The organism is Streptomyces sp. NPDC046866 (genome assembly GCF_040704625.1).
Classification (GTDB): Bacteria; Actinomycetota; Actinomycetes; order Streptomycetales; family Streptomycetaceae; genus Streptomyces.
The window spans coordinates 309,253-331,094 of sequence record NZ_JBEYXN010000003.1; the positions used below are offsets into that span (position 1 = coordinate 309,253).

A 21,842-nucleotide genomic window follows, 5' to 3' on the forward strand; every position below is an offset into this window, starting at 1 on the left:
CCGGACCCGTCTCCCGTTCCCGACCGGGGCTCGTTGGCCGGATAGGGTCATGTGCATGCCTCGCCGTGACCTGCCGCCCCCGCCGCCGCCCGAGGACCTGCGCCCCTGGCTGGACGGGGCCGCCGTACGGGCCGACCGGGCTCGCATCCTCCGGCAGCTGGGCCGGCTCAACCTCGGCCTGGACCGGCTGCTGCTGCTCTGGGCCGTCGCCGCGGTCTTCGCGCTCGGCTGGTCCTTCGTCGGCATGGCGCTGATGTCCTTCGAGAGCCCCGAGGCCTTCTCCGCCGTCTTCGGGGTCGTCTTCGCGACGCTGGGGGTGGGCGTGCTCGTCCCGGCCGGGTTCTGGTTCGCCCGCGGGGCCCGCCGCGACCGGGAGGTGCGCCGGCTCCTGCACGCCTGGGCCGCCTGGGAGCGCGACCCCGCCGCCGACGCCGGGCTGCGGGCGCCGGGGCTGAGCCTGGCCTGGCTGCTGGCCTCCTTCGTCCCCGCCGCGCTCGGGCTCTGCGTGGCCTTCGCCTCGGCGGCCTCGGCCCGGCCGGGCGAGAGCACGTACGGCGAGGTGGCGTACTTCGTGGGCCTCGGCATGGTCCTGTGGATCACCGGCCTGCTGGGGCTGGCCAAGGCCGGCGCGCACTACCGCTGGGCGGTGCGCGCCTTCGGCGGGGCTACGGGGCGCTGACCGGAGAGCCGATCAGCATCGAGGGGGCGCCCGCGACGCGGGTCAGGAACACCGTCGCGGCGTTCGGGCCCTGCGGCTTGACCTTCTTGCGGAGCTCCTCGGGCTCGATGGCCGAGCCGCGCTTCTTCACGGTCAGGGTGCCGACCTCGCGCTCGCGCAGCAGGGCCTTGAGCTTCTTCAGGCCGAAGGGCAGCACGTCGGTGATCTCGTACGCGGTCGCGTACGGCGTCGCGCGCAGCTCGTCGGCGGTGACGTAGGCGATGGTCGGGTCGATGAGGCGGCCGCCCAGCCGGTCGGCGACCTCCGCGACGAGGTGGGCCCGGATGACCGCCCCGTCGGGCTCGTACAGGTACCGCCCGACGGGCCCGACCGGTGCGTCGACCAGTGGGCCGGTGCTCCGGAGCGTGCGCGGCCCGGGCAACAGGGTGGCCCGCACCCCGGCCACCCCGGCCCGGCCCCCGGCCGCGCCCGGAAGCCCGCCGCCGCGGGGGCTCCGCCCGGACCCGTCCCGCCCGGCTCCGCCGGTGGCGGCCTGGTCGTGCGGGCCCGCGGCCGGACCCGCTGCCGTGTCCTCGGCCCAGGCGCCGGCCGACCCGCCGGCCGGCTCGCCGGCCGTGGCCGTGAGCCCGCCGCCGCGGGGTGGGCTGCCCTGCGGGGCTGGTCCCCTCCCCGCCCTTCCCCCGTTCCCCGGGCTGCGCCCGGACCCGTCCCGCCCGGCTCCGCCGGTGGCGGCTTGGTCGGGCGAGCCCGCACCCGCACCCGCACCCGCGGCCGGGCCCGCAGCCGTCCCGGCGGCCGAGGCGTCGGCCGGGCCCGTGGCCGGGCCTTCGGTCGGTTCGGCGAGCGGCGTCGCGGGCCACGCCTCGGCCGGGGCAGCGGGGCGGGGGAGGCCGAACCACAGGACGGCTTCCTTGACGTCGCCGTGGTCGGAGATCCACTCGGCCTCGGCGCCGGCCGGGACCGCCTCGTGGGGGATGCCCGGGGCGATCTTGATGGCGGCGGTCCTCGCCGCGCGGGCCGTCTCCACCGCCCAGGACAGCGGCGGCGAGTAGGACTCCGGGTCGAAGATGCGGCCGCGTCCGCCGCGCCGCGCCGGGTCGATGAAGACGGCGTCGTAGCCGGTGGTGTCGACGGCCGTCACGTCGGCCTCCCGGACCTCGATCAGCTCCGCCAGCCCCAGCGCCCCCGCGTTGGCCCGGGCGACCGCGGCGGTCAGCGGGTCGCGGTCCACCGCCAGGACCCGGATCCCGAGCCGGGCCAGGGCCAGCGCGTCCCCGCCGATGCCGCAGCACAGGTCGGCGACGCTGCGCACGCCGAGATCCGCGAGCCGCCCGGCGCGGTACGCGGCCACCGAGGCCCGGGTGGCCATCTCCGCACCGCCGGGGGTGAAGTACATCCGGAACGCGTCCTCGGCGCCGAACTTCGCCACCGCCCGCTGCCGCAGCCGGGCCTGCCCGAGGGCGGCGGAGACCAGGTGCGCGGGGTGGTCGCGGCGCAGCCGGGTGGCGACGGCGAGCTCCTGGCCCGGGTCGTAGTCGCGCAGCGAGTCCAGGAGGGCGCGGCCCTCGGGGGTGAGGAGGTCGGCGAAGTCTTCGGGTGTCACCCGTTCATTGTCGGCCAGTGTGCGCCACCCGGTGGAAGGTCGCGGTCCGCCCGCGGTGTCGGACGCGCGGCGCGCGCGGGCGGTGCCAGGATGCGCAGCTATGCAGCTTGTACGACAAAAGGGACATAGGACGCTTCATGGTCGCCGGCGCGGAGCCGGCCCGCGCGCCCGGACCGGGGTGGCGCTGGCCGCCCTGCTGGTCGCGGCCCTCGGAACCGCCTGCGGCTCCTCCGCGGAGTCACCCGACCGGACCAGGCCCGGCAAGCCGGGCCAGGGCACCGAGGCGACGGGCGCGCCCGGCGCCCCCCTCACCCCCGAGCAGCGCAAGGCGGCCCGCCGGGCCGTGGTCGCCGCGGCCAAGAAGTGGAAGCTGGACAAGGCGCCGCTCGCCGCGCCGCCGGCGCCCAAGGCGAAGCCGGAGATCACCACCCGCGAGGGCTTCGAGGTCGACGGCCAGGAAGACCTCCCCCCGGTCTTCACGACCGTCCCCACGCAGGACAAGGTCGTCTTCCTGACCGTCGACGACGGCGCCGAGAAGGACCCCGAGTTCCTGAGGATGATGCAGGAGCTGAAGATCCCGTACACGGCGTTCCTCAGCGACTACCTCATCCGCGACGACTACTCCTACTTCAGGAAGATGCAGGACGCCGGCGTCACCCTGGACAACCACACCCTCAACCACCGCTACCTGCCCGCGCTGACGTACGAGCAGCAGCGCGAGGAGATCTGCGGCCAGCAGGACATCATCCAGAAGCAGTTCGGCAAGCGCCCGGCCCTGCTCAGGCCGCCGTACGGGAACTACAACGAGGACACGCTCAAAGCGGCCAAGTCCTGTGGCATCAAAGCGGTTCCGCTCTGGAACGCCGAGGCCTTCCCGGACCGGATGGACTACCGTGAATGGGACCGCGACCTCCATCCCGGAGATATCATCCTCACGCATTTCCGGGGGCGGGACGACTGGAAGGGCTCCATGCCTGACATGATCCGTCACGTCATGAAGACCGTCACGGACAAGGGGTATGCCGTGGCCCGCTTGGAGGACTACCTGTGAAGTACGCGCGCCGGTTGACGGCCGGAACGCTGGCGGCCGGCGCGCTCGCCCTGTCCCTGACGGGGTGCGGGAACAGCGTGGACCCGATCGAACGACTGGGGCGCAAGACCGCCGACGGGCACGCCGGCGCATCGGCCTCCGCCTCGGCGTCGCCGTCCCCGAGCGGGTCCCCCTCGGCGGCGAGCCCCGGCGACGAGGCGTACCGGAAGTGGGGCCTGAACGCCCCCGTGCAGTTCGCGCCCAAGCCCCCGCAGAAGCCGGCCCTGCCGCCGGCGGCCCCGGGCAAGCCCCTGGTGGTGGACCGAATACCCGTCCCCGCAGGCGAGAAGGTCGTCTTCCTGACCTTCGACGACGGCGCCGAAAAGGACCCCGAGTTCCTGAAGATGGCGGCCGACCTCAAGCTGCCGATCAGCATGTTCCTGACGGACAACATCGCCTCGTCGGACTACGGCCACTTCGAGAAGATCCGCGACAACGGCTCCGGCAGCACCATAAACAACCACACGCTGACCCACCCGAACATGCGCACGCTCCCCTTCGCGGCACAGAAGAAGGAGATATGCGGTCAGCAGGAGCGCCTGGAGAAGCGCTTCGGCGCCAAGCCGACCCGCTTCCGCCCGCCGTACGGCAACTACAACGACGACACCCTCAAGGCGGCCGCCGAGTGCGGCATCACGCAGGTCGTGCTGTGGAAGGCGTCGATGCAGATCAACGACTTCCAGTACGCCGAGGGCTCCGGCCTCAAGCCCGGTGACATCGTCCTGGCCCACTTCCGCGGCCCGTCCGAGCTCAAGGGCGAGAACGAGGTCCAGATGACCAAGCACATGCTGGAGAGCATCCAGCGCCAGGGCTACCGCATAGGCCGCCTGGAGGACTGGCTCTGACGGGTCGGCGGGTCGCCCCTTCGGCCGTCATCCGGCCGGGCGCGCAGCGGATGCCCTCCGCCGCCGGGCTCGCCAAGCTGCGAGTAACGGCTGCCCGCACCCGCACAGACGAGGAACGAGCCATGCACCGCTCCCGGCGTCTCACCGTCATCGCAGGGGCCTCGCTCCTGCTCCTCACCGCCACGGCCTGCTCGGCCGGCAAGACCACCGTGGGCGAGCTCAGGTTTCGCGCCGAGGACTCGCCGATCGAGGTCACCCACTCGAACACCTCCGTCGAGGGCTGCCACCGGATCCTCCTGCCGCGCGGCGCGGCCCACGTGCACAACAGCACGCTGGTGGACGTCGTGCTGTACCGGACGCCGGACTGCAAGAAGTCCGACAAGGCGGACGGCACCTACGTCGCCACCACCCTGTCGAACGACACGGCCCCCGGCAGCCCGCCCTGGCGCAGCTTCAGCGTGATCCACTGAGCGCGATCACCGGGGTGATCGTCGTCTCCACCGGGCCGCGGCTGTCCGCCTCGCGCTGCCGTTCCGCGCTGTCGCTGATCCGCAGCAGCAGGGCGATCATGATCCAGTTGGCCAGCAGGGACGAGCCGCCCTTCGCCAGGAACGGCAGCGCCTTGCCGGTCAGCGGGATCAGCCCGGTCACCCCGCCCGCCACCACGAAGACCTGCAGGGCCAGGGCCGCCGACAGGCCCACCGCCAGCAGCTTGCCGAAGGGGTCGCGGGCGCCCAGCGCCATCCGCAGCCCCCGCTGCACGAGCAGGGCGTACAGCAGCAGTACGGCCATGACCCCGGCCAGGCCGAGCTCCTCGCCGACCGTGGTCAGGATGAAGTCGCTGCGGCCCGCGAACTGGATCAGCTCCGGGTGGCCCATGCCGAGCCCCGTCCCCGACATGCCGCCGGTGCCGAAGCTGAACAGGGCCTGCGCCGACTGGTCGGAGGTGACGCCCGGCGGCCGGTCCTTCCAGTAGTACGAGAGTGGGTTGAGCCAGGCCGCCACGCGCCCCTTGACGTGCGGCTCGGTGGAGCCGACCACGAAGGCGCCCACCGCGGCCATGAGCAGGCCGCACACGATCCAGCTCGTGCGCTCGGTGGCGACGTACAGCATCACCACGAAGACGCCGAAGAAGATCAGCGAGGTGCCCAGGTCGCGTTCGAAGACCAGCACCAGCAGCGAGACGATCCACACCGTGATCAGCGGCCCGAGCTGGCGCATCGGGGGCAGCCGCAGGCCGAGGAACTTCCGGCCGGACAGGGCCAGGGCGTCGCGGTGGATCACCAGGTAGCCCGCGAAGAAGACCGAGATCATGATCTTCACGAACTCGCCGGGCTGCGCGGAGAAGCCGCCGACGACGATCCAGCGCTTGGCGCCGTAGGTGTCCGCGGGGGAGAAGGCCGGCGCGGTCAGCAGCACCAGCGCGACGGCCATGGTGAGGAAGATGAACCGCTGGAGCAGCCGGTGGTCGCGCAGCAGCGCCACGACCAGCAGGCAGGCGGCGACGCCGATCACCGTCCAGACCAGCTGGCCGGGCGCGTTGGCCTCGGCCCCGTACCGCTCGATGTAGGACTGGTCGAGCCGGTGCAGCAGGACGAGCCCGAGCGCGGTCAGCAGCATGGCCAGCGGGAGGACCAGCGGATCGGCGTACGCGGCGAACCGGCGCACGCCCAGATGGGCGACCAGCGCCAGCAGGGTCAGGCTGATGGTGAAGCCGCTGAGGTTCGCCGGGAGCTCGCCGTTCAGCGCGAGGCCCGCGCTCGCGTGCCCGAGGACGGCGATGCCGATGACGAAGACGAGGAGCAGCGCCTCGGTCCGGCGGCGTGCGCCGGCCGTCGTCAGCGGTCTCAGCCTCCGCACGGCTGTCCGATCCGGTCCCCCTTGAGGCGCTTTATCTTCATATCGTGCAAGACGTAAAAGACGGCGGCGAGGTTGCTCGGGGCCGTTCGGGGGACGTCGCGACCGCAGGGTTTCGGCCGGATGTGGCCGGGGAGTGCTGTGGGCACGCTCCGAATCCGGGACCCGGACGGAGCGTGTTGGCACTCCGCTTGACCGAGTGCTAATCGCCGGAATAGTCTCGCACCTGGCACTCGCCCCCGGTGAGTGCCAACACAGCGACGGGCAGGTCCGGCACCCGCGACGACGGATCCACCTGGTCGCCACCTCAGACAGTTAACCCCGTGAGATCTCCGAAGGGGGAGGTCGGATCGTGACGACCGCCAGCTCCAAGGTTGCCATCAAGCCGCTTGAGGACCGCATCGTGGTCCAGCCGCTCGACGCCGAGCAGACCACGGCCTCCGGCCTGGTCATCCCGGACACCGCGAAGGAGAAGCCCCAGGAGGGCGTCGTCCTCGCCGTGGGCCCGGGCCGCTTCGAGGACGGCCAGCGTCTCCCGCTGGACGTCAGCGTCGGCGACGTCGTGCTGTACAGCAAGTACGGCGGCACCGAAGTGAAGTACAGCGGCGAGGAGTACCTCGTCCTCTCGGCTCGCGACGTGCTCGCGATCATCGAGAAGTAATTCGCTTCACCCAGCACTGCATTGAGCTGCGCCCCTGGTCACCCCGCTGATTGCCGGGCGGCGAGGGGCGCGGTTCGTTGAACCCCGAGTTTTCCGAGAGGGCTGAACCGCTCCCATGGCGAAGATCCTGAAGTTCGACGAGGACGCCCGTCGCGCCCTCGAGCGCGGCGTCAACAAGCTTGCCGACACGGTCAAGGTGACGATCGGCCCCAAGGGCCGCAACGTCGTCATCGACAAGAAGTTCGGCGCCCCCACCATCACCAACGACGGTGTCACCATCGCCCGCGAGGTCGAGCTGGACGACCCGTACGAGAACCTGGGCGCGCAGCTGGTGAAGGAGGTGGCGACCAAGACCAACGACATCGCGGGCGACGGCACCACCACCGCCACCGTCCTGGCCCAGGCGCTGGTCCGCGAGGGCCTGCGCAACGTCGCCGCCGGCGCCTCCCCGGCCGCCCTGAAGAAGGGCATCGACGCGGCGGTCAAGGCCGTCTCCGAGGAGCTCCTCGCCACGGCCCGCCCGATCGACGACAAGTCCGACATCGCCGCCGTGGCCGCGCTGTCCGCCCAGGACCAGCAGGTCGGCGAGCTCATCGCCGAGGCGATGGACAAGGTCGGCAAGGACGGCGTCATCACCGTCGAGGAGTCCAACGCCTTCGGCCTGGAGCTCGAGTTCACCGAGGGCATGGCCTTCGACAAGGGCTACCTGTCGCCGTACTTCGTCACGGACCAGGAGCGCATGGAGGCGGTCCTCGAGGACCCCTACATCCTGATCCACCAGGGCAAGATCTCCTCGATCCAGGACCTGCTGCCGCTGCTGGAGAAGGTCATCCAGGCGGGTGGCTCCAAGCCGCTGCTGATCATCGCCGAGGACGTCGAGGGCGAGGCCCTGTCGACCCTGGTCGTCAACAAGATCCGCGGCACCTTCAACGCGGTCGCGGTCAAGGCCCCGGGCTTCGGCGACCGCCGCAAGGCGATGCTGCAGGACATGGCCACCCTCACCGGTGCCACCGTCATCGCCGAGGAGGTCGGCCTCAAGCTCGACCAGGCCGGCCTGGACATCCTGGGCACCGCGCGCCGCGTGACCATCAGCAAGGACGACACCACCATCGTCGACGGCGCCGGCTCCGCCGACGACGTGCTGGGCCGCGTCAACCAGATCAAGGCCGAGATCGAGGCGACCGACTCGGACTGGGACCGCGAGAAGCTGCAGGAGCGCCTGGCGAAGCTCGCCGGCGGCGTCTGCGTCATCAAGGTCGGCGCCGCCACCGAGGTGGAGCTCAAGGAGAAGAAGCACCGTCTGGAGGACGCCATCTCCGCGACCCGCGCCGCGGTCGAGGAGGGCATCGTCTCCGGTGGTGGCTCCGCGCTGGTCCACGCCGTGAAGGTGCTCGGCGACAACCTGGGCCTGACCGGCGACGAGGGCACGGGTGTCGCGGTCGTCCGCCGCGCCGCCGTCGAGCCGCTGCGCTGGATCGCCGAGAACGCCGGCCTCGAGGGCTACGTCATCACCTCGAAGGTCGCCGAGCTCGACAAGGGCCAGGGCTTCAACGCCGCCACCGGTGAGTACGGCGACCTGGTCAAGGCCGGCGTCATCGACCCGGTCAAGGTCACCCGCTCCGCCCTGGAGAACGCCGCCTCCATCGCCTCCCTGCTGCTCACGACCGAGACCCTGGTCGTCGAGAAGCCGGCCGAGGAGGAGGCCGACGCCCACGGCCACGGCCACGGTCACGGCCACAGCCACTGACCCGGTCGCTCCCTGAGCGCGTGAAGGCCCCGGTCCCCACCGCCGCCCGGCGGTGGGGACCGGGGCCTTCGCCGTGTGGGGACCGGTGCTCCCGCGGGGCTGCTACATCGCGCCGAGCTCCCGCATCACGCGCATGGCGTCGTAGTGCCACCAGCCTTCCTTGATCATTCCGTCCTCGCAGCGGAAGACCGTGGTGCCGGTCATCGTGCAGGTCTTGCCGGTCGGGGCGATGCCCATGAACTCGCCCTTGTGCTTGCCCGTCCAGGTCCACAGCGTGGTGACGTAGTCGTCCTGGGCCATCTGCGCGTCACGGGTGAAGGAGAAGTCGAAGGCGGTGCGCCACATCTGCACATCCTCGCGGATGCCCTCGGGACCGATCTTGTCGACGGGGTTGCTGATGTCGTGGTCGCGGTAGTCGGCGGCGAAGATCTCCTCGACCGCATCCATGTCGCCCTTCATCGCGATGTCGTCGAACATCCGGTTCGCCATGAGGGTGTTGAGGTGCTCGTCGCGCACGACGTCGAGGTTGGTGAACCGCGGCATCCCGTCGCAGAGGGCCACCATCTCCTGGAACATCTTGTCCGTCTCCGGAAGATGAGAGTTCTTCATGGCGTCTTCGTACGACGGGAATTCGACCACGTCGACATAGTGCGTGTCGGACTCGCGGTCCTTGCCGATGACGCTGTGCGTCACGGTGCGCTTGCCGTTGGTCTGCTCCAGGTAGCGGTCGAGCAGCTCGTTGACGGCCTCGGGCCTGCTGGTCTCGTAATCGACAATTTGTACGAATGTCATGACGTCTCCCGGACTGGAAGGAATATGTCCATTTTAGGGAGATTTCATCCGTCCAGCCGGTTTCGAGGCACTGCCTCCGCCGCCGCCCGGTCCCGTTACCGCGGCCCGTACTTGCGGCCCGTGCGCGAGGACAGTCCGCCCAGCAGCCCGCGCGGCGCCAGCTTCACCACACCCATCAGCGCCTTGTACCGCGGATCCGGGATCGACACCGTCCTGCCGCGGGCCAGGTCGTCCAGGGCCGTGGCCACCAACTTGTCGGCGTCCAGCCACATCCAGCCGGGGATGTTGTCCGTGCCCATGCCGGCCCGCTGGTGGAACTCCGTGCGCACGAAGCCCGGGCACAGCGCCATCAGCCGTACGCCCGACCCCGCCAGGTCCCGCGCCGCACCCTGGGTGAACTGCACCACCCAGGCCTTGCTGGCCCCGTACGTCCCGCGCGGCACGAACGCCGCAACCGACGCCACGTTGACCACGCCGCCCCGGCCGCGCGAGCGCATCGACTCCGTGGCCGCCGAGGTCAGCCGCAGCACCGCCTCGACGTGCACCTTCAGCATGGCCAGCTCGTCGGCCATCGCCACCTCGAGGTAGCGGCCCTTGTTGCCGAAGCCGGCGTTGTTGACCAGCAGGTCGACCGGGTGCGTGCGGTCGCCGAGGCGCTGTTCGACCGCGGCGATGCCCTCGTCGGTGGACAGGTCCGCGGCCAGCACCTCGGCCTCGATGCCGTGCCGGTCGTGCAGCTCCGTCGCCTGTTCGGCGAGCCGCTTCGTGTCCCGGGCCACCAGGACCAGGTTGTGGCCGCCGGCGGCGAGCCGGCGGGCGAAGGCGGCGCCGATGCCCGCCGTGGATCCAGTGATCAACGCAGTCGTCATAGCCGCAACCTAGCCGCACCGGACGGCGGGCCGGTGCGGGCCCGCCCTGGCGGTACCACTTCGTCCGCTTTCCCGCCGCGCGGCGGGCGCCCGCGGTCGCGCACCCGTTGCCGGCCGGCTACTTCCCGTACTTCTCCATGTACGCGTGCACCTTCGCGTGCGCCTGCGGCTCCATCGCCGCGCCGGCCGCCAGGGTGCGCGCCAGCAGCTCCCGCTCGGTGGTGAACGCGCGGAACCACAGCCCGACCGTCACGTCGTGGTCCGGACGGCTCAGCACCTCCACGCGGTCGCCCGGCGAGACGGCGCCCTCCTGCACCACGCGCAGGTACGCCCCCGGCCGCACGGCCTCGGTGTACCGCTTGACCCAGGCCCGCTCGTCCAGCGCGCCCTGGAAGGTGCGGCACGGGATGCGGGCCGAGGCCACCTCCAGCACCACCTCGGAGCCGATCCGCCAGCGCTCGCCGAGCAGGGCGCCGTTCACGTCGATGCCGGAGGTGGTGAGGTTCTCGCCGAAGACCCCGCCGGGCAGTTCGCGCCCCAGCTGCCCCTCCCACCAGTCCAGGTCCTCGCGGGCGTACGCGTACACCGCCTGGTGGTCGCCGCCGTGGTGGCGCAGGTCGCACACGGCGTCCCCCTCCACGCCGGAGGCCCCGACGCCCCTGGGCCCCGGGGCGAAGACGCGGACCGGGCCGGGGACCGGCCGCTTGCCTATGCCCGTCACCCCGCCCTCGGCGTCGGTGTGCGGGGAGGCCGTCGCGCGGCCGGTGTTCACGGAGATCACATGCATGGGCGCCATGGGAGCACACGCTAACCGAGCCCCCTCAAAGGGGCACCGGAATATGGGTGGGGGCTTCAAAGCGGGGCTTATGCTCGAAGGGTGATCGAGGCACGTCATCTCCGCGTCCTGCGCGCCGTGGCCGGCACCGGCTCCTTCTCCGCCGCCGCCCGCGAACTCGGCTGCACCCAGCCGGCCGTCTCCCAGCAGATGAAGGCGCTGGAGCAGTCGGCCGGCACCCCGCTGATCGTCCGCGCCGGCCGCGAGATGCGCCTGACGCAGGCCGGCGCCGCGCTCGTCCGGCACGCCGCCGGGATCCTCGCCGGCCTGACCGCCGCCGAGGAGGAGGTCGCGGCCATCGCCGGACTGCGCGCCGGGCGGGTCCGGCTCGTGTCGTTCCCCAGCGGCAGCTCCACCCTGGTGCCGACGGCGCTCGCCGCGATGCGCGCCGAGCACCCGGGGACCCGGATCTCGCTGGTCGAGGCGGAGCCGCCGCGCTCGGTGGAGATGCTGCGCGACGGCGACTGCGACGTGGCGCTGGCCTTCCGGTACGGCTCGGCCCCGCGGGCCGGGGCCGGGGGCGACGCGGGGTCCGGGGCGGGTGCGGCGCCGGGTGCCGGAGCGGGCGCCGGGGCGGGTGCCGCTGCGGACGCGCCCGCCGAGTGGGACGACCTGGTCGTACGGCCGCTGCTGACGGACCGGCTCGTCGGGCTGGTCCCCGAGGGGCACCGGCTGGCCGGGGCCGAGCGGGTGGGCATGGCGGACCTCGCGGACGAGCCGTGGATCGCGGGCTGCCCGCGCTGCCGCCGCCACCTCGTCGAGGTGTGCGAGGGCGCGGGCTTCACCCCGCGCATCGACTTCGCCACCGACGACTACCCGGCCGTGGCCGGCCTCGTCGGAGCCGGGCTGGGCGTCGCGGTGCTGCCGGAGCTCGCGGTGGAGTCCGTACGGGCCAAGGGCGTGAGCATGCTGGCCGTCGAGCCGGCCGTCGAGCGCGAGATCGTGGCGCTGACCCTGCCGGACCTCGCCCGGGTGCCGGCCGTGGCCGCGACCCTCGCCCAGCTGGAGCGGGCCGCCGTCCGCTGACGCGCGACGCGCGCCCGCGGGCGCGCCGGCGGCTGCCGGTGCGCCCGCGCCGCCACGGTCGTACGGAAGGCCCGCCCCCCGTAAGAGGAAACGTTTCTTCTCTCGCCCCGTCAGTCCGGGGCGATCCGTCCGATCGTGCTCGACGCGGGGATCAGGCGATGGCGGGCGCGGCCCATCAGCTCCTCGCGCTCGTCCTCGGTGAGGCCGCCCCACACCCCGTAGGGCTCGCGGACGGCCAGGGCGTGCGCGGCGCACTCCGAACGCACCGGGCAGCGCATGCAGACCTCTTTAGCCGAGGCCTCACGCGCACTCCGGGCCGCACCGCGCTCGCCCTCGGGGTGGAAGAAGAGGGAGCTGTCGACTCCCCGGCAGGCGGCCAGCAGCTGCCAGTCCCAGAGGTCGGCGTTCGGTCCGGGGAGGCGGGAGAAATCTGCCATGGGTAGTCCTCTTGGTGCCGGTACTGAGACGGATACGGTCCAAGTCTCCACACCTACTGTCGTAGTAGATGTAAATATGACTCATTGGGAATCTAGCCTCAGACACATGGCAAACGGAAGGAAAGCCGCCAAATAGGGCATACCTCCAGATGGAGGACGATTGGCGAGTTGCGCCAGTCGCGTGATCGCGTCCTCACGTAGAGTGCCGAAGGTGTCCGTCCGACCCGTAACTCTTTCGAGTGACCATCGTTGAGAGAGCGAAGGCGGTTGAACCAAGAAGTTCCCGGACAGGTGTCCGAGGGCATCGACCGCACAGGTGACGATACGTACCAGCCTGGAGGCTCAAGGTGACGCGCATCAGCAGCTGCGGAGGGCGGTCATGACTTCCGTCCTCGTCTGCGACGACTCCCCGCTTGCCCGAGAGGCGCTCCGTCGCGCGGTTGCCACCGTGCCCGGCGTCGAGCGTGTGACGACGGCCGCCAACGGCGAGGAAGTCCTCCGCCGCTGGGGCGCCGACCGCTCCGACCTGATTCTCATGGACGTACGGATGCCCGGGCTCGGCGGTGTCGAGACGGTGCGCCGACTGCTCTCGGCCGACCCGGGCGCCCGCATCATCATGCTGACCGTGGCCGAGGACCTCGACGGGGTGGCCCTGGCCGTCGCCGCCGGCGCCCGCGGCTACCTGCACAAGGACGCCTCGCGCGCCGAACTGCGGGCCACGGTGACGCAGGCGCTCGCCGACCCGACCTGGCGCCTCGCGCCGCGCCGGCTCCGCTCGGCCGAGATGGGCGCCGCGCCCACGCTCACCGCGCGCGAGATCCAGGTGCTGGAGGGCATGAGCCACGGCCGGTCCAACGCGGAGATCGGGCGCGAGCTCTTCCTCTCGGAGGACACGGTCAAGACGCACGCCCGCCGGCTCTTCAAGAAGCTGGGCGCCTCCGACCGGGCGCACGCCGTGGCGCTCGGGTTCCGCTGGGGCCTGGTCCGCTGACCGCGCTCCCGCGGGCCGGACGCTGAGGGTGGTCCCGTCCGCCGCCGGCGGGCGGGGCGGCGCGCACCACGCGCGCCGCGCCCCTGGACGCGAAGCCCCCGAACCGCCGCTCCGGTATCCGCCGGTCCGCGATCGGCCGGTCCGCGGATCCGTCCGTATCCGTCCCGTCGCACCCCGTGCGCAGCGGGGGGTTGGCGGGGCACAATCCGGGGGACGTGTCGCTTCGTGCGCGATGCCGCATGCTTGAGGGTGTGGCGCATTTTCTGGGATGGGGCCTCGGGGACTGTTCGGGCGAGCGGGAGGGGAGTGTGCAGTGACGAGTTCAGGCGCACCCGCTCATAACGCTTCGATGCACAACACGGGCCGAGGTGCCGCGAACGCTCCGGCGCCAAGGCACCATGGATTGATGCGCGACGACGAGGCCCTGGGCTCCTCCGCGGCCACAGGGCCCACCGGAGCCGCCAAAGGCGGCAGCGCCGGGGCCGTCAGCGCGCTGGTGCGCCGCGCCGTGGAAGGCGACGAGCAGGCCACTCACGACCTGCTCGCCTTCGTGCACCCCCTGGCCATCCGCTACTGCCGCACCCGGCTGTCGCGGCTGCCCGGGGACGCCCGCCACTTCGTCGAGGACCTGGCGCAGGAGGTCTGCGTCGCCGTCCTGATGGCGCTGCCGCGCTACCGGGACACCGGCCGCCCCTTCGAGGCCTTCGTCTTCGCCATCGCCGCGCACAAGGTCGCCGACCTCCAGAGGGCCGCCATGCGCCACCCCGGCAGCACGGCCGTGCCCTCCGACGAGATGCCCGAGCGGCCCGACGACTCCCTGGGCCCCGAGGAGCGCGCCCTGCTCAGCAGCGACGCCGCCTGGGCCCGCAAGCTCCTGGCCAACCTGCCCGAGACGCAGCGCGAGCTCCTCGTGCTGCGCGTCGCCGTCGGGCTGACCGCCGAGGAGACCGGCCAGATGCTCGGGATGTCCCCGGGCGCGGTGCGGGTCGCCCAGCACCGGGCGCTCAGCCGGCTGCGGGCGCTCGCCGAGCAGTAGCGGCGGCCGGTCCGCAGCGCGCGGCCGGACCCCTCCGGAGATCCCCGATCAATAGGAGGAACCCACGAAAATTGGGAGTGATCTCGCTCGTGGAATGAGACGCGTCCCGATCCCGTTAGCATGGACATCCGCGCTGAGCAAGACCATTTGGGAAGGTGTCATGACTGTCAACTCCGACGGAGTGCCCGACAAATTCGCTGCGCTCGGGCTTACGTACGACGACGTCCTGCTGCTGCCGGGCGCGTCGGACATGGCACCGGACGAGATCGACACTTCCTCCCTCATCTCGCGCAACGTCCGCGTCAACGTCCCGCTGCTCTCCGCGGCGATGGACAAGGTGACCGAGTCCCGGATGGCCATCGCGATGGCCCGCCAGGGCGGTGTCGGCGTGCTGCACCGCAACCTCTCCATCGCCGACCAGGCCAACCAGGTCGACCTGGTCAAGCGCTCCGAGTCCGGCATGGTCACCGACCCGATCACGGTGCACCCGGACGCGACGCTGCGCGAGGCCGACGAGCTGTGCGCCAAGTTCCGCATCTCCGGCGTCCCGGTCACCGACCCCGCCGGCAAGCTGCTCGGCATCGTCACCAACCGCGACATGGCCTTCGAGTCGGACCGCAGCCGCCAGGTGCGCGAGGTCATGACCCCGATGCCGCTGGTCACCGGCAAGGTCGGCATCTCCGGCGTGGACGCCATGGAGCTGCTGCGCCGCCACAAGATCGAGAAGCTGCCGCTGGTCGACGACGCGGGCGTCCTCAAGGGCCTCATCACCGTCAAGGACTTCGTCAAGGCGGAGAAGTACCCGAACGCCGCCAAGGACAAGGACGGCCGCCTCCTGGTCGGCGCCGCGGTCGGCGTCGCGGGCGACGCGTACGAGCGCGCCCAGGCCCTGATCGAGGCCGGTGCCGACTTCATCGTCGTCGACACCGCGCACGGCCACTCCCGCCTGGTCGGCGACATGGTCGCCAAGATCAAGTCGAACTCGTCGGTCGACGTCATCGGCGGCAACGTCGCCACCCGCGACGGCGCCCAGGCGCTCGTCGACGCCGGCTGCGACGGCATCAAGGTCGGCGTCGGCCCCGGCTCCATCTGCACCACCCGCGTCGTGGCCGGCATCGGCGTCCCGCAGGTCACCGCCATCTACGAGGCCTCGCTGGCCGCCAAGGCCGCGGGCGTCCCGGTCATCGGCGACGGCGGCCTGCAGTACTCCGGCGACATCGCCAAGGCCCTCGTCGCGGGCGCCGACACGGTGATGCTCGGCTCGCTGCTCGCGGGCTGCGAGGAGTCCCCGGGCGAGCTGCTCTTCATCAACGGCAAGCAGTTCAAGTCGTACCGCGGCATGGGCTCGCTCGGCGCGATGCAGTCCCGCGGCGACCGCAAGTCCTTCTCCAAGGACCGCTACTTCCAGGAGGGCGTGGGCGGCGACGACAAGCTCATCCCCGAGGGCATCGAGGGCCAGGTCCCGTACCGCGGTCCGCTCTCGGCGGTCGTCCACCAGCTGGTCGGCGGCCTGCGGCAGTCGATGTTCTACGTCGGTGGCCGCACGGTCCCGGAGCTGCAGGAGCGCGGCCGCTTCGTCCGCATCACCTCGGCGGGCCTCAAGGAGAGCCACCCGCACGACATCCAGATGACGGTCGAGGCCCCGAACTACAGCCGCAAGGGCTGACGCCCTCCCGACCCTGCCCGAGGGGCGGTCCCGGAGACTACCGGGCCCGCCCCTCGGCCGTTGCCGCCGCCCGCCGCTGCCGCTGCGGCTGCCGCTGCCGCTGCCGCTGCCGCTGCGGCTGCCGCTGCGCGGAGCAGTCCCCTCCCCGCCCCTTCCCGAAACCGTGGGGCTCCGCCCCCGGACCCCCGGCCGTGCGCTCCGCGCCCGGTGCGCTCACACACCGCGCGGGCTGGAATTGCCGCGCAGCGGCACCATCAGCCTCGCCGGCGTTTGAGGCGCTGGGGGTACCCCCAGCGGTAGCTGGGGGAGGGTCCGGGGGCGGAGCCCCCGGTTTCGGGAAGGGGCGGGGAGGGGACAGGCTCCGCGGCGGAAGCCGCACCGCGGCGGCGGCCCTGTCCGGACGGCGGGCACGGAAACGCGCGGGCCCGCCCTTCGGGGATACTGGACGGGCAGACCCAGAGGAAAGGCCACCACACGTGACTGAGATCGAGATCGGGCGCGGCAAGCGCGGCCGCAGGGCGTACGCGTTCGACGACATCGCCATCGTCCCGAGCCGGCGCACCCGGGACCCGAAGGAGGTCTCCATCGCCTGGCAGATCGACGCGTACCGCTTCGAGCTCCCGTTCCTGGCCGCCCCGATGGACTCCGTCGTCTCCCCGCAGACCGCCATCCGCATCGGCGAGCTCGGCGGCCTCGGCGTCCTGAACCTCGAGGGCCTGTGGACCCGCTACGAGGACCCGCAGCCGCTGCTCGACGAGATCGCCGAGCTGTCGGAGGAGGCCGCCACCCGCCGCCTGCAGGAGATCTACTCCGCCCCGATCCAGGCCGACCTGATCGGCCAGCGCATCAAGGAGGTGCGCGACTCCGGCGTCGTCACGGCCGCCGCGCTCTCCCCGCAGCGCACGGCCCAGTTCTCCAAGGCCGTCGTGGACGCCGGGGTCGACATCTTCGTCATCCGCGGAACCACCGTCTCCGCCGAGCACGTCTCCGGCGCCGCCGAGCCGCTGAACCTCAAGCAGTTCATCTACGAGCTCGACGTCCCGGTCATCGTCGGCGGCTGCGCCACGTACACCGCGGCCCTGCACCTGATGCGCACCGGCGCCGCGGGCGTCCTGGTCGGCTTCGGCGGCGGCGCCGCCCACACCACGCGCAACGTGCTCGGCATCCAGGTCCCGATGGCCACCGCCGTCGCCGACGTGGCCGCGGCCCGCCGCGACTACATGGACGAGTCCGGCGGCCGGTACGTGCACGTCATCGCCGACGGCGGCGTGGGCTGGTCCGGCGACCTGCCGAAGGCCATCGCCTGCGGCGCCGACGCCGTGATGATGGGCTCCCCGCTGGCCCGTGCCACCGACGCGCCCGGCAAGGGCCACCACTGGGGCATGGAGGCCGTCCACGAGGACGTGCCGCGCGGCAAGAAGGTCGACCTCGGCACCGTCGGCACCACCGAGGAGATCCTCACCGGCCCGTCGCACACCCCGGACGGCTCGATGAACCTGTTCGGCGCCCTGCGCCGCTCGATGGCCACCACCGGCTACAGCGAGCTCAAGGAGTTCCAGCGGGTTGAGGTCACCGTCGCGGACTCCCAGCACAGCCGCTGACCGCACGGCACGACACCCTACGTACGCCGAAGGGCCGGCCCCCACCCGGGAAGCCGGCCCTTCGGCGCGTCCGGAGCCGTCGTGGCCGACGTGGCCGTCGTCAGTCGGCGGTCTTCTTGGCGGCGCTGAAGGCGACCGCGCCGCCGATGGCGAGGAAGACGTAGTCCATGGCCTCGGCGCCTTCCTTCCAGATGTCGGCGATCCCGCTGATGCCGGGCTTGTCGAAGACGACGTCCGCGACGCCCGTGCCGGCGTAGTCGGCGAGCTCCAGCGCGACGTAGACCAGCTGGCCCAGGTAGACGGCGCCGAGGGCGAGGACGGCGCTGACCGCGGGCAGGGCGATGTTCCGGCCGCCGACACGGCCCGCGGCGAGGCCGATCACGAGGCCGACGCCGACCGCGGCGTAGCCGATCTGGCGATCGATGGCGCTCATGATCGCGCCGTACACGCCGGCCGCGACGAGGGCGGCGACCACGGCCGCGGCTATGCCCAGGCCGATGGTGCCGCTCCGGGCGGGCGCGGCGGCGTACGGGGCGGCCGGGGCCGCCGTGGTCAGGGAGTCGGGCGCGGGCGGCTGGAACTGCTGGCTCATGGGAAATCCCCCCCGGGATTCGGGCGCACGTGTGCCTGGTCGGGGCCCACGGGATGTATGCGCGAGATAAGTCGCCGCAGGCTAGCAGTCCGGTCCGACATCCGCAGCGGGGATTTCCACGGCTCAGAGCCGGTGGGCCGCCCCCGCCGGGCTCGCCCCGCGCGTGTCCAGGAGCAGCTGGGCCTTCACCGCCAGGCCCTGGAGGTCGTACGTGCGGTGGTGCTGGAGCAGGATCGTCAGGTCGGCGGTGGCGGCCGCCTCGTAGAGGGACTCGGCGCGGGGGACCGGCTGGTCGCGGACCCGCCAGCCGGCGACGTACGGGTCGTGGTAGCTGATCAGCGCCCCGAGGTCGAGGAGGCGGCTGGCGATCTCGGGGGCGGGGGAGCCCTCCTGGTCGGCGAGGTCGGACTTGTAGGTGACCCCGAGGAGCAGGACGCGGGCGCCGCGGGCGGACTTGCCGTGCTCGTTCAGCAGGGTGGCGCAGCGCTGGATGACGTACTGGGGCATCCGGCCGTTGATCTCCTGGGCGAGGCCCACCATGCGCAGGGGGTGGCCCGGCGTACGCGTGGTGTGGGGGAGGTAGTTGGGGTCCAGGGCGACGCTGTGGCCGCCGACGCCGGGGCCGGGGCGGAAGGCCTGGAAGCCGTACGGCTTGGTCTCGGCGCAGCGGATGACGTCCCACAGGTCGACGCCGAGGTCGTGGCAGAGCACCGCCATCTCGTTCATCAGGGCGATGTTGACGTGCCGGTAGTTGGTCTCCAGGAGCTGGACGGTCTCGGCCTCGCGCAGACCGCGGGCGCGGACCACCTTCTCGGCGATGCGGGCGTAGAAGGCGTGTGCGGACTCGGTGCAGGCGGGGGTGAGGCCGCCGATGACCTTGGGGGTGTTGGCGATGGTGTGGGTGCGGTTGCCGGGGTCGTGGCGGCTGGGGGAGTAGGCCAGGTGGAAGTCGCGGCCGGCGCGCAGCCCCGAGCCGGCCTCCAGGATCGGGCGCAGGTAGTCCTCGGTGACGCCCGGGTGGGCGGCGGACTCCAGGATGACGGTGGTGTGCGGGCGCAGCCGGGCGGCGAGGGTGCGGCCGGCGGCGCCGACGGCCGAGAGGTCCAGGGCGCGGTCGGCGCCGAGCTGGGTGGGGGCGCAGATCACGGCGGTGCGGACGCGGCCGAGCTCGGCGGGGTTGGTGGTGATCCGGAAGCCGGCGGCCGACATGCGGCGGACCTCGGCGGCGGTGAGGGTGGAGTCGGTGGCCGGGCCGCTGTCGTAGCCGACCGTCTCGATCCCGGCGGCGACGGCGGCCTGGGCCAGCGGCAGGCCGAGGTGGCCGAGGCCGATGACGGCGAGGTCTGCGGGCATGGTGGCCGTCCCTTCCCTGGCATGCATGAGGGTGCTGCGTGCGCAAGTCCTGTGGACCGCGAGGGTCGAATCGGCTGGCACGATGTCAGACTAGGCGTATATATGACCGATCTGTCGTATTACGGGGTGATGGTCGCGTTGTGTTGTCCACAGGCGGTGGCTGATGCGGGTGCGCCGGGTCAGAATCGAGGACGGGGGATGTGAGCGGGATCACCTGCGCCGCGCAGGTGCGGCCCGCACACCGAGCGGGGACGGCCCGCACACGAGCAGGACCGGGCCCGCACCGAGCGGGGACGGCCCGCACCGACGGGAGGCAGCCGTGAGGACAGCGACACTGGGGCCGGCGCAGCGCGCGGAGGCGCTCACCCGGATGGCCGAGCGGGAACTGGACGTACTGGTGGTCGGCGCGGGCGTCGTCGGCGCGGGCACCGCGCTCGACGCCGTGACCAGGGGCCTGGCCACCGGGCTCGTCGAGGCGCGGGACTGGGCCTCCGGCACCTCCAGCCGGTCCAGCAAACTGATCCACGGCGGCCTGCGGTACCTGGAGATGCTGGACTTCGCCCTCGTCCGCGAGGCGCTGAAGGAGCGCGGCCTGCTGCTGGAGCGGCTCGCCCCGCACCTGGTCAAGCCCGTGCCCTTCCTCTACCCGCTCCAGCACAAGGGCTGGGAGCGGCTCTACGCCGGATCGGGCGTCGCCCTGTACGACGCCATGTCCGTCTCCAGCGGCCACGGGCGCGGCCTGCCGCTCCACCGGCACCTGTCGCGGCGGCGCGCCCTGCGGGTGGCTCCCGCCCTGCGCAAGGACGCCCTCGTCGGCGCCCTGCAGTACTACGACGCCCAGATGGACGACGCGCGGTACGTCACCACGCTCGTGCGCACCGCCGCCGCGTACGGGGCGCACTGCGCCAACCGGGCGAGGGTCGTCGGCTTCCTGCGCGAGGGCGAACGGGTCGTCGGCGCGCGCGTGCAGGACGTGGAGGGCGGCACGGAGTACGAGATCCGCGCCCGGCAGGTGGTCAACGCGACCGGGGTGTGGACGGACGACACACAGGCCCTGATCGGGGAGCGCGGGCAGTTCCACGTCCGGGCGTCCAAGGGCATCCACCTGGTCGTGCCGAAGGACCGCATCCATTCGAGCACCGGGCTGATCCTGCGCACCGAGAAGTCCGTGCTGTTCGTCATCCCGTGGGGCCGGCACTGGATCGTGGGCACCACGGACACCGACTGGGACCTCGACAAGGCCCACCCGGCGGCCTCCAGCGCCGACATCGACTACCTGCTGGAGCACGTCAACTCGGTGCTGGCGGTGCCGCTGACCCGGGACGACGTGCAGGGGGTGTACGCGGGCCTGCGGCCGCTGCTGGCCGGCGAGTCGGATGCCACGAGCAAGCTCTCGCGCGAGCACACCGTGGCCCATCCGGTGCCGGGGCTGGTGGTCGTGGCCGGCGGCAAGTACACCACGTACCGGGTCATGGCGAAGGACGCCGTCGACAAGGCGGTGCACGGGCTGGACATGCGGGTCGCGGACTGCGTGACGGAAGAGGTGCCGCTGGTGGGGGCCGAGGGGTACAGGGCGCTGTGGAACGGGCGGGCCCGGATCGCCTCCCGGACGGGCCTTCACGTGGCGCGCGTGGAGCACCTGTTGAACCGGTACGGGTCGCTGACCGACGAACTCCTCGACCTCGTCGCGGCCGACCGCTCGCTGGGCGCACCGCTGGGCGGGGCGGACGACTACCTGCGGGCGGAGGTGGTGTACGCGGCCTCGCACGAGGGGGCGCGGCACCTGGACGACGTGCTGACGCGGCGGACCCGCATCTCCATCGAGACCTTCGACCGCGGGACGCGGTCGGCGCGGGAGTGCGCGGAACTGATGGCTCCGGTGCTGGGGTGGGACGAGCAGCAGATCGAGAAGGAAGTCGAGCACTACGAGAAGAGGGTGCAGGCGGAGCGGGAATCGCAGCGGCAGCCCGACGACCAGACGGCCGATGCGGCCCGGCTGGGGGCGCCCGACATCGTTCCGTTGTAACTCCGGGATACGGCCGGGGGAACCGCGGACCCGGGGCTCCCGTCCGTTGCGGAGTGAGGAACAATAAGGGTTCTGCCGGGGCGGGTTATCGCGCGGGTTCTCCCGGGGCGGGCCACCGGGCATCCCGGCGGATGCC

General features: G+C 72.3%; 20 protein-coding genes. 12 read left to right on the top strand and 8 right to left on the bottom strand.

Features of this window, described 5'->3' with window-relative positions; translation table 11 throughout:
- Nucleotides 1-55: 55 nt before the first annotated feature.
- The gene (locus AB0953_RS07460) at nt 56-679 is read left to right on the top strand and encodes a hypothetical protein (RefSeq protein ID WP_366858436.1); all 624 of its coding nucleotides are present in this window, start codon (nt 56-58) and stop codon (nt 677-679) included.
- On the opposite strand, the gene AB0953_RS07465 is transcribed toward AB0953_RS07460, so the two are convergent.
- Nucleotides 666-2,282, bottom strand: coding sequence for a methyltransferase domain-containing protein (locus AB0953_RS07465; RefSeq protein ID WP_366858437.1), 1,617 nt, complete (start codon nt 2,280-2,282; stop codon nt 666-668). The two genes, AB0953_RS07460 and AB0953_RS07465, sit on opposite strands and share 14 nt — an antisense overlap.
- Nucleotides 2,283-2,382: 100 nt before the next feature.
- Here AB0953_RS07465 and AB0953_RS07470 point away from each other — a divergent pair, with 100 nt between their 5' ends.
- The 3 genes from AB0953_RS07470 to AB0953_RS07480 all read left to right on the top strand — a co-directional run bounded on the left by AB0953_RS07470 (nt 2,383) and on the right by AB0953_RS07480 (nt 4,687).
- Nucleotides 2,383-3,333 (top strand): polysaccharide deacetylase family protein, encoded by a 951-nt coding sequence (locus AB0953_RS07470; RefSeq protein ID WP_366858438.1) that lies wholly within the window; start codon nt 2,383-2,385, stop codon nt 3,331-3,333.
- Nucleotides 3,330-4,217 carry a polysaccharide deacetylase family protein gene (locus tag AB0953_RS07475; RefSeq protein ID WP_366858439.1) on the top strand — a complete coding sequence of 296 codons (888 nt, stop codon included), beginning with the start codon at nt 3,330-3,332 and terminating at the stop codon, nt 4,215-4,217. Before AB0953_RS07470 ends, AB0953_RS07475 begins: the two co-directional genes overlap by 4 nt.
- 122 nt (nt 4,218-4,339) lie before the next feature.
- Nucleotides 4,340-4,687: a hypothetical protein gene (locus AB0953_RS07480; RefSeq protein WP_366858440.1), complete on the top strand. Its 348-nt coding sequence runs from the start codon at nt 4,340-4,342 to the stop codon at nt 4,685-4,687.
- Here AB0953_RS07480 and AB0953_RS07485 read toward each other — a convergent pair.
- The gene (locus AB0953_RS07485) at nt 4,671-6,077 is read right to left on the bottom strand and encodes an FtsW/RodA/SpoVE family cell cycle protein (RefSeq protein ID WP_366858441.1); all 1,407 of its coding nucleotides are present in this window, start codon (nt 6,075-6,077) and stop codon (nt 4,671-4,673) included. The genes AB0953_RS07480 and AB0953_RS07485 overlap by 17 nt on opposite strands.
- Nucleotides 6,078-6,426: 349 nt before the next feature.
- Between AB0953_RS07485 and groES the strand changes: the two genes are divergently transcribed.
- Together groES and groL are read left to right on the top strand one after the other, a co-directional pair.
- On the top strand, nt 6,427-6,735 hold the full coding sequence (gene groES / locus AB0953_RS07490; RefSeq protein ID WP_114053772.1) for a co-chaperone GroES: 309 nt from the start codon (nt 6,427-6,429) through the stop codon (nt 6,733-6,735).
- Between the two features lie 115 nt (nt 6,736-6,850).
- Nucleotides 6,851-8,482 (top strand): chaperonin GroEL, encoded by a 1,632-nt coding sequence (gene groL, locus AB0953_RS07495; RefSeq protein ID WP_366858442.1) that lies wholly within the window; start codon nt 6,851-6,853, stop codon nt 8,480-8,482.
- A 102-nt stretch (nt 8,483-8,584) separates the two neighbouring features.
- Here groL and AB0953_RS07500 read toward each other — a convergent pair whose 3' ends face one another.
- The 3 genes from AB0953_RS07500 to AB0953_RS07510 form a co-directional block, all read right to left on the bottom strand.
- Nucleotides 8,585-9,274 carry an ester cyclase gene (locus tag AB0953_RS07500; protein WP_366858443.1) on the bottom strand — a complete coding sequence of 230 codons (690 nt, stop codon included), beginning with the start codon at nt 9,272-9,274 and terminating at the stop codon, nt 8,585-8,587.
- Between the two features lie 95 nt (nt 9,275-9,369).
- The gene (locus AB0953_RS07505; RefSeq protein ID WP_366858444.1) at nt 9,370-10,143 is read right to left on the bottom strand and encodes an SDR family oxidoreductase; all 774 of its coding nucleotides are present in this window, start codon (nt 10,141-10,143) and stop codon (nt 9,370-9,372) included.
- A 118-nt stretch (nt 10,144-10,261) separates the two neighbouring features.
- Complete coding sequence (locus AB0953_RS07510; protein WP_366858612.1) at nt 10,262-10,930, bottom strand: MOSC domain-containing protein; 669 nt, start codon at nt 10,928-10,930, stop codon at nt 10,262-10,264.
- 90 nt (nt 10,931-11,020) lie between these two features.
- Here AB0953_RS07510 and AB0953_RS07515 point away from each other — a divergent pair, with 90 nt between their 5' ends.
- Complete coding sequence (locus AB0953_RS07515; RefSeq protein WP_366858445.1) at nt 11,021-12,004, top strand: LysR substrate-binding domain-containing protein; 984 nt, start codon at nt 11,021-11,023, stop codon at nt 12,002-12,004.
- A gap of 110 nt (nt 12,005-12,114) precedes the next feature.
- On the opposite strand, the gene AB0953_RS07520 is transcribed toward AB0953_RS07515, so the two are convergent.
- Complete coding sequence (locus AB0953_RS07520) at nt 12,115-12,441, bottom strand: WhiB family transcriptional regulator (RefSeq protein WP_361917897.1); 327 nt, start codon at nt 12,439-12,441, stop codon at nt 12,115-12,117.
- A gap of 379 nt (nt 12,442-12,820) precedes the next feature.
- Between AB0953_RS07520 and AB0953_RS07525 the strand changes: the two genes are divergently transcribed.
- The 4 genes from AB0953_RS07525 (at nt 12,821) to AB0953_RS07540 (ending at nt 17,735) form a co-directional block, all read left to right on the top strand.
- Entirely contained in the window at nt 12,821-13,432 is a 612-nt protein-coding gene (locus AB0953_RS07525) for a response regulator transcription factor (RefSeq protein WP_003948568.1), read from the top strand.
- 406 nt (nt 13,433-13,838) lie between these two features.
- Complete coding sequence (locus tag AB0953_RS07530; RefSeq protein WP_361917894.1) at nt 13,839-14,468, top strand: sigma-70 family RNA polymerase sigma factor; 630 nt, start codon at nt 13,839-13,841, stop codon at nt 14,466-14,468.
- A gap of 160 nt (nt 14,469-14,628) precedes the next feature.
- On the top strand, nt 14,629-16,134 hold the full coding sequence (gene guaB / locus AB0953_RS07535) for an IMP dehydrogenase (RefSeq protein ID WP_366858447.1): 1,506 nt from the start codon (nt 14,629-14,631) through the stop codon (nt 16,132-16,134).
- Nucleotides 16,135-16,610: 476 nt separating this feature from the next.
- On the top strand, nt 16,611-17,735 hold the full coding sequence (locus tag AB0953_RS07540) for a GuaB3 family IMP dehydrogenase-related protein (RefSeq protein WP_361912963.1): 1,125 nt from the start codon (nt 16,611-16,613) through the stop codon (nt 17,733-17,735).
- Between the two features lie 100 nt (nt 17,736-17,835).
- Here AB0953_RS07540 and AB0953_RS07545 read toward each other — a convergent pair whose 3' ends face one another.
- The gene (locus AB0953_RS07545; protein ID WP_366858448.1) at nt 17,836-18,327 is read right to left on the bottom strand and encodes a hypothetical protein; all 492 of its coding nucleotides are present in this window, start codon (nt 18,325-18,327) and stop codon (nt 17,836-17,838) included.
- A 123-nt stretch (nt 18,328-18,450) separates the two neighbouring features.
- Nucleotides 18,451-19,680 (bottom strand): nucleotide sugar dehydrogenase, encoded by a 1,230-nt coding sequence (locus AB0953_RS07550; RefSeq protein WP_366858449.1) that lies wholly within the window; start codon nt 19,678-19,680, stop codon nt 18,451-18,453.
- A 319-nt stretch (nt 19,681-19,999) separates the two neighbouring features.
- On the opposite strand from AB0953_RS07550, the gene AB0953_RS07555 reads away from it, so the two are divergent.
- Nucleotides 20,000-21,706 carry a glycerol-3-phosphate dehydrogenase/oxidase gene (locus tag AB0953_RS07555; RefSeq protein ID WP_366858450.1) on the top strand — a complete coding sequence of 569 codons (1,707 nt, stop codon included), beginning with the start codon at nt 20,000-20,002 and terminating at the stop codon, nt 21,704-21,706.
- The last annotated feature ends 136 nt before the right edge of the window (nt 21,707-21,842 follow it).

Bases quoted from the DNA above. Each gene is read 5' to 3' on its own strand.
- AB0953_RS07460 (WP_366858436.1), top strand. From the start codon at position 56: ATGCCTCGCCGTGACCTGCCGCCCCCGCCGCCGCCCGAGGACCTGCGC.
- guaB (WP_366858447.1), top strand. From the start codon at position 14,629: ATGACTGTCAACTCCGACGGAGTGCCCGACAAATTCGCTGCGCTCGGG.
- AB0953_RS07480 (WP_366858440.1), top strand. From the start codon at position 4,340: ATGCACCGCTCCCGGCGTCTCACCGTCATCGCAGGGGCCTCGCTCCTG.
- AB0953_RS07505 (WP_366858444.1), bottom strand. From the start codon at position 10,143: ATGACGACTGCGTTGATCACTGGATCCACGGCGGGCATCGGCGCCGCC.
- groL (WP_366858442.1), top strand. From the start codon at position 6,851: ATGGCGAAGATCCTGAAGTTCGACGAGGACGCCCGTCGCGCCCTCGAG.
- AB0953_RS07545 (WP_366858448.1), bottom strand. From the start codon at position 18,327: ATGAGCCAGCAGTTCCAGCCGCCCGCGCCCGACTCCCTGACCACGGCG.
- AB0953_RS07520 (WP_361917897.1), bottom strand. From the start codon at position 12,441: ATGGCAGATTTCTCCCGCCTCCCCGGACCGAACGCCGACCTCTGGGAC.
- AB0953_RS07510 (WP_366858612.1), bottom strand. From the start codon at position 10,930: ATGCATGTGATCTCCGTGAACACCGGCCGCGCGACGGCCTCCCCGCAC.
- AB0953_RS07550 (WP_366858449.1), bottom strand. From the start codon at position 19,680: ATGCCCGCAGACCTCGCCGTCATCGGCCTCGGCCACCTCGGCCTGCCG.
- AB0953_RS07470 (WP_366858438.1), top strand. From the start codon at position 2,383: ATGCAGCTTGTACGACAAAAGGGACATAGGACGCTTCATGGTCGCCGG.
- AB0953_RS07500 (WP_366858443.1), bottom strand. From the start codon at position 9,274: ATGACATTCGTACAAATTGTCGATTACGAGACCAGCAGGCCCGAGGCC.
- AB0953_RS07525 (WP_003948568.1), top strand. From the start codon at position 12,821: ATGACTTCCGTCCTCGTCTGCGACGACTCCCCGCTTGCCCGAGAGGCG.
- AB0953_RS07530 (WP_361917894.1), top strand. From the start codon at position 13,839: ATGCGCGACGACGAGGCCCTGGGCTCCTCCGCGGCCACAGGGCCCACC.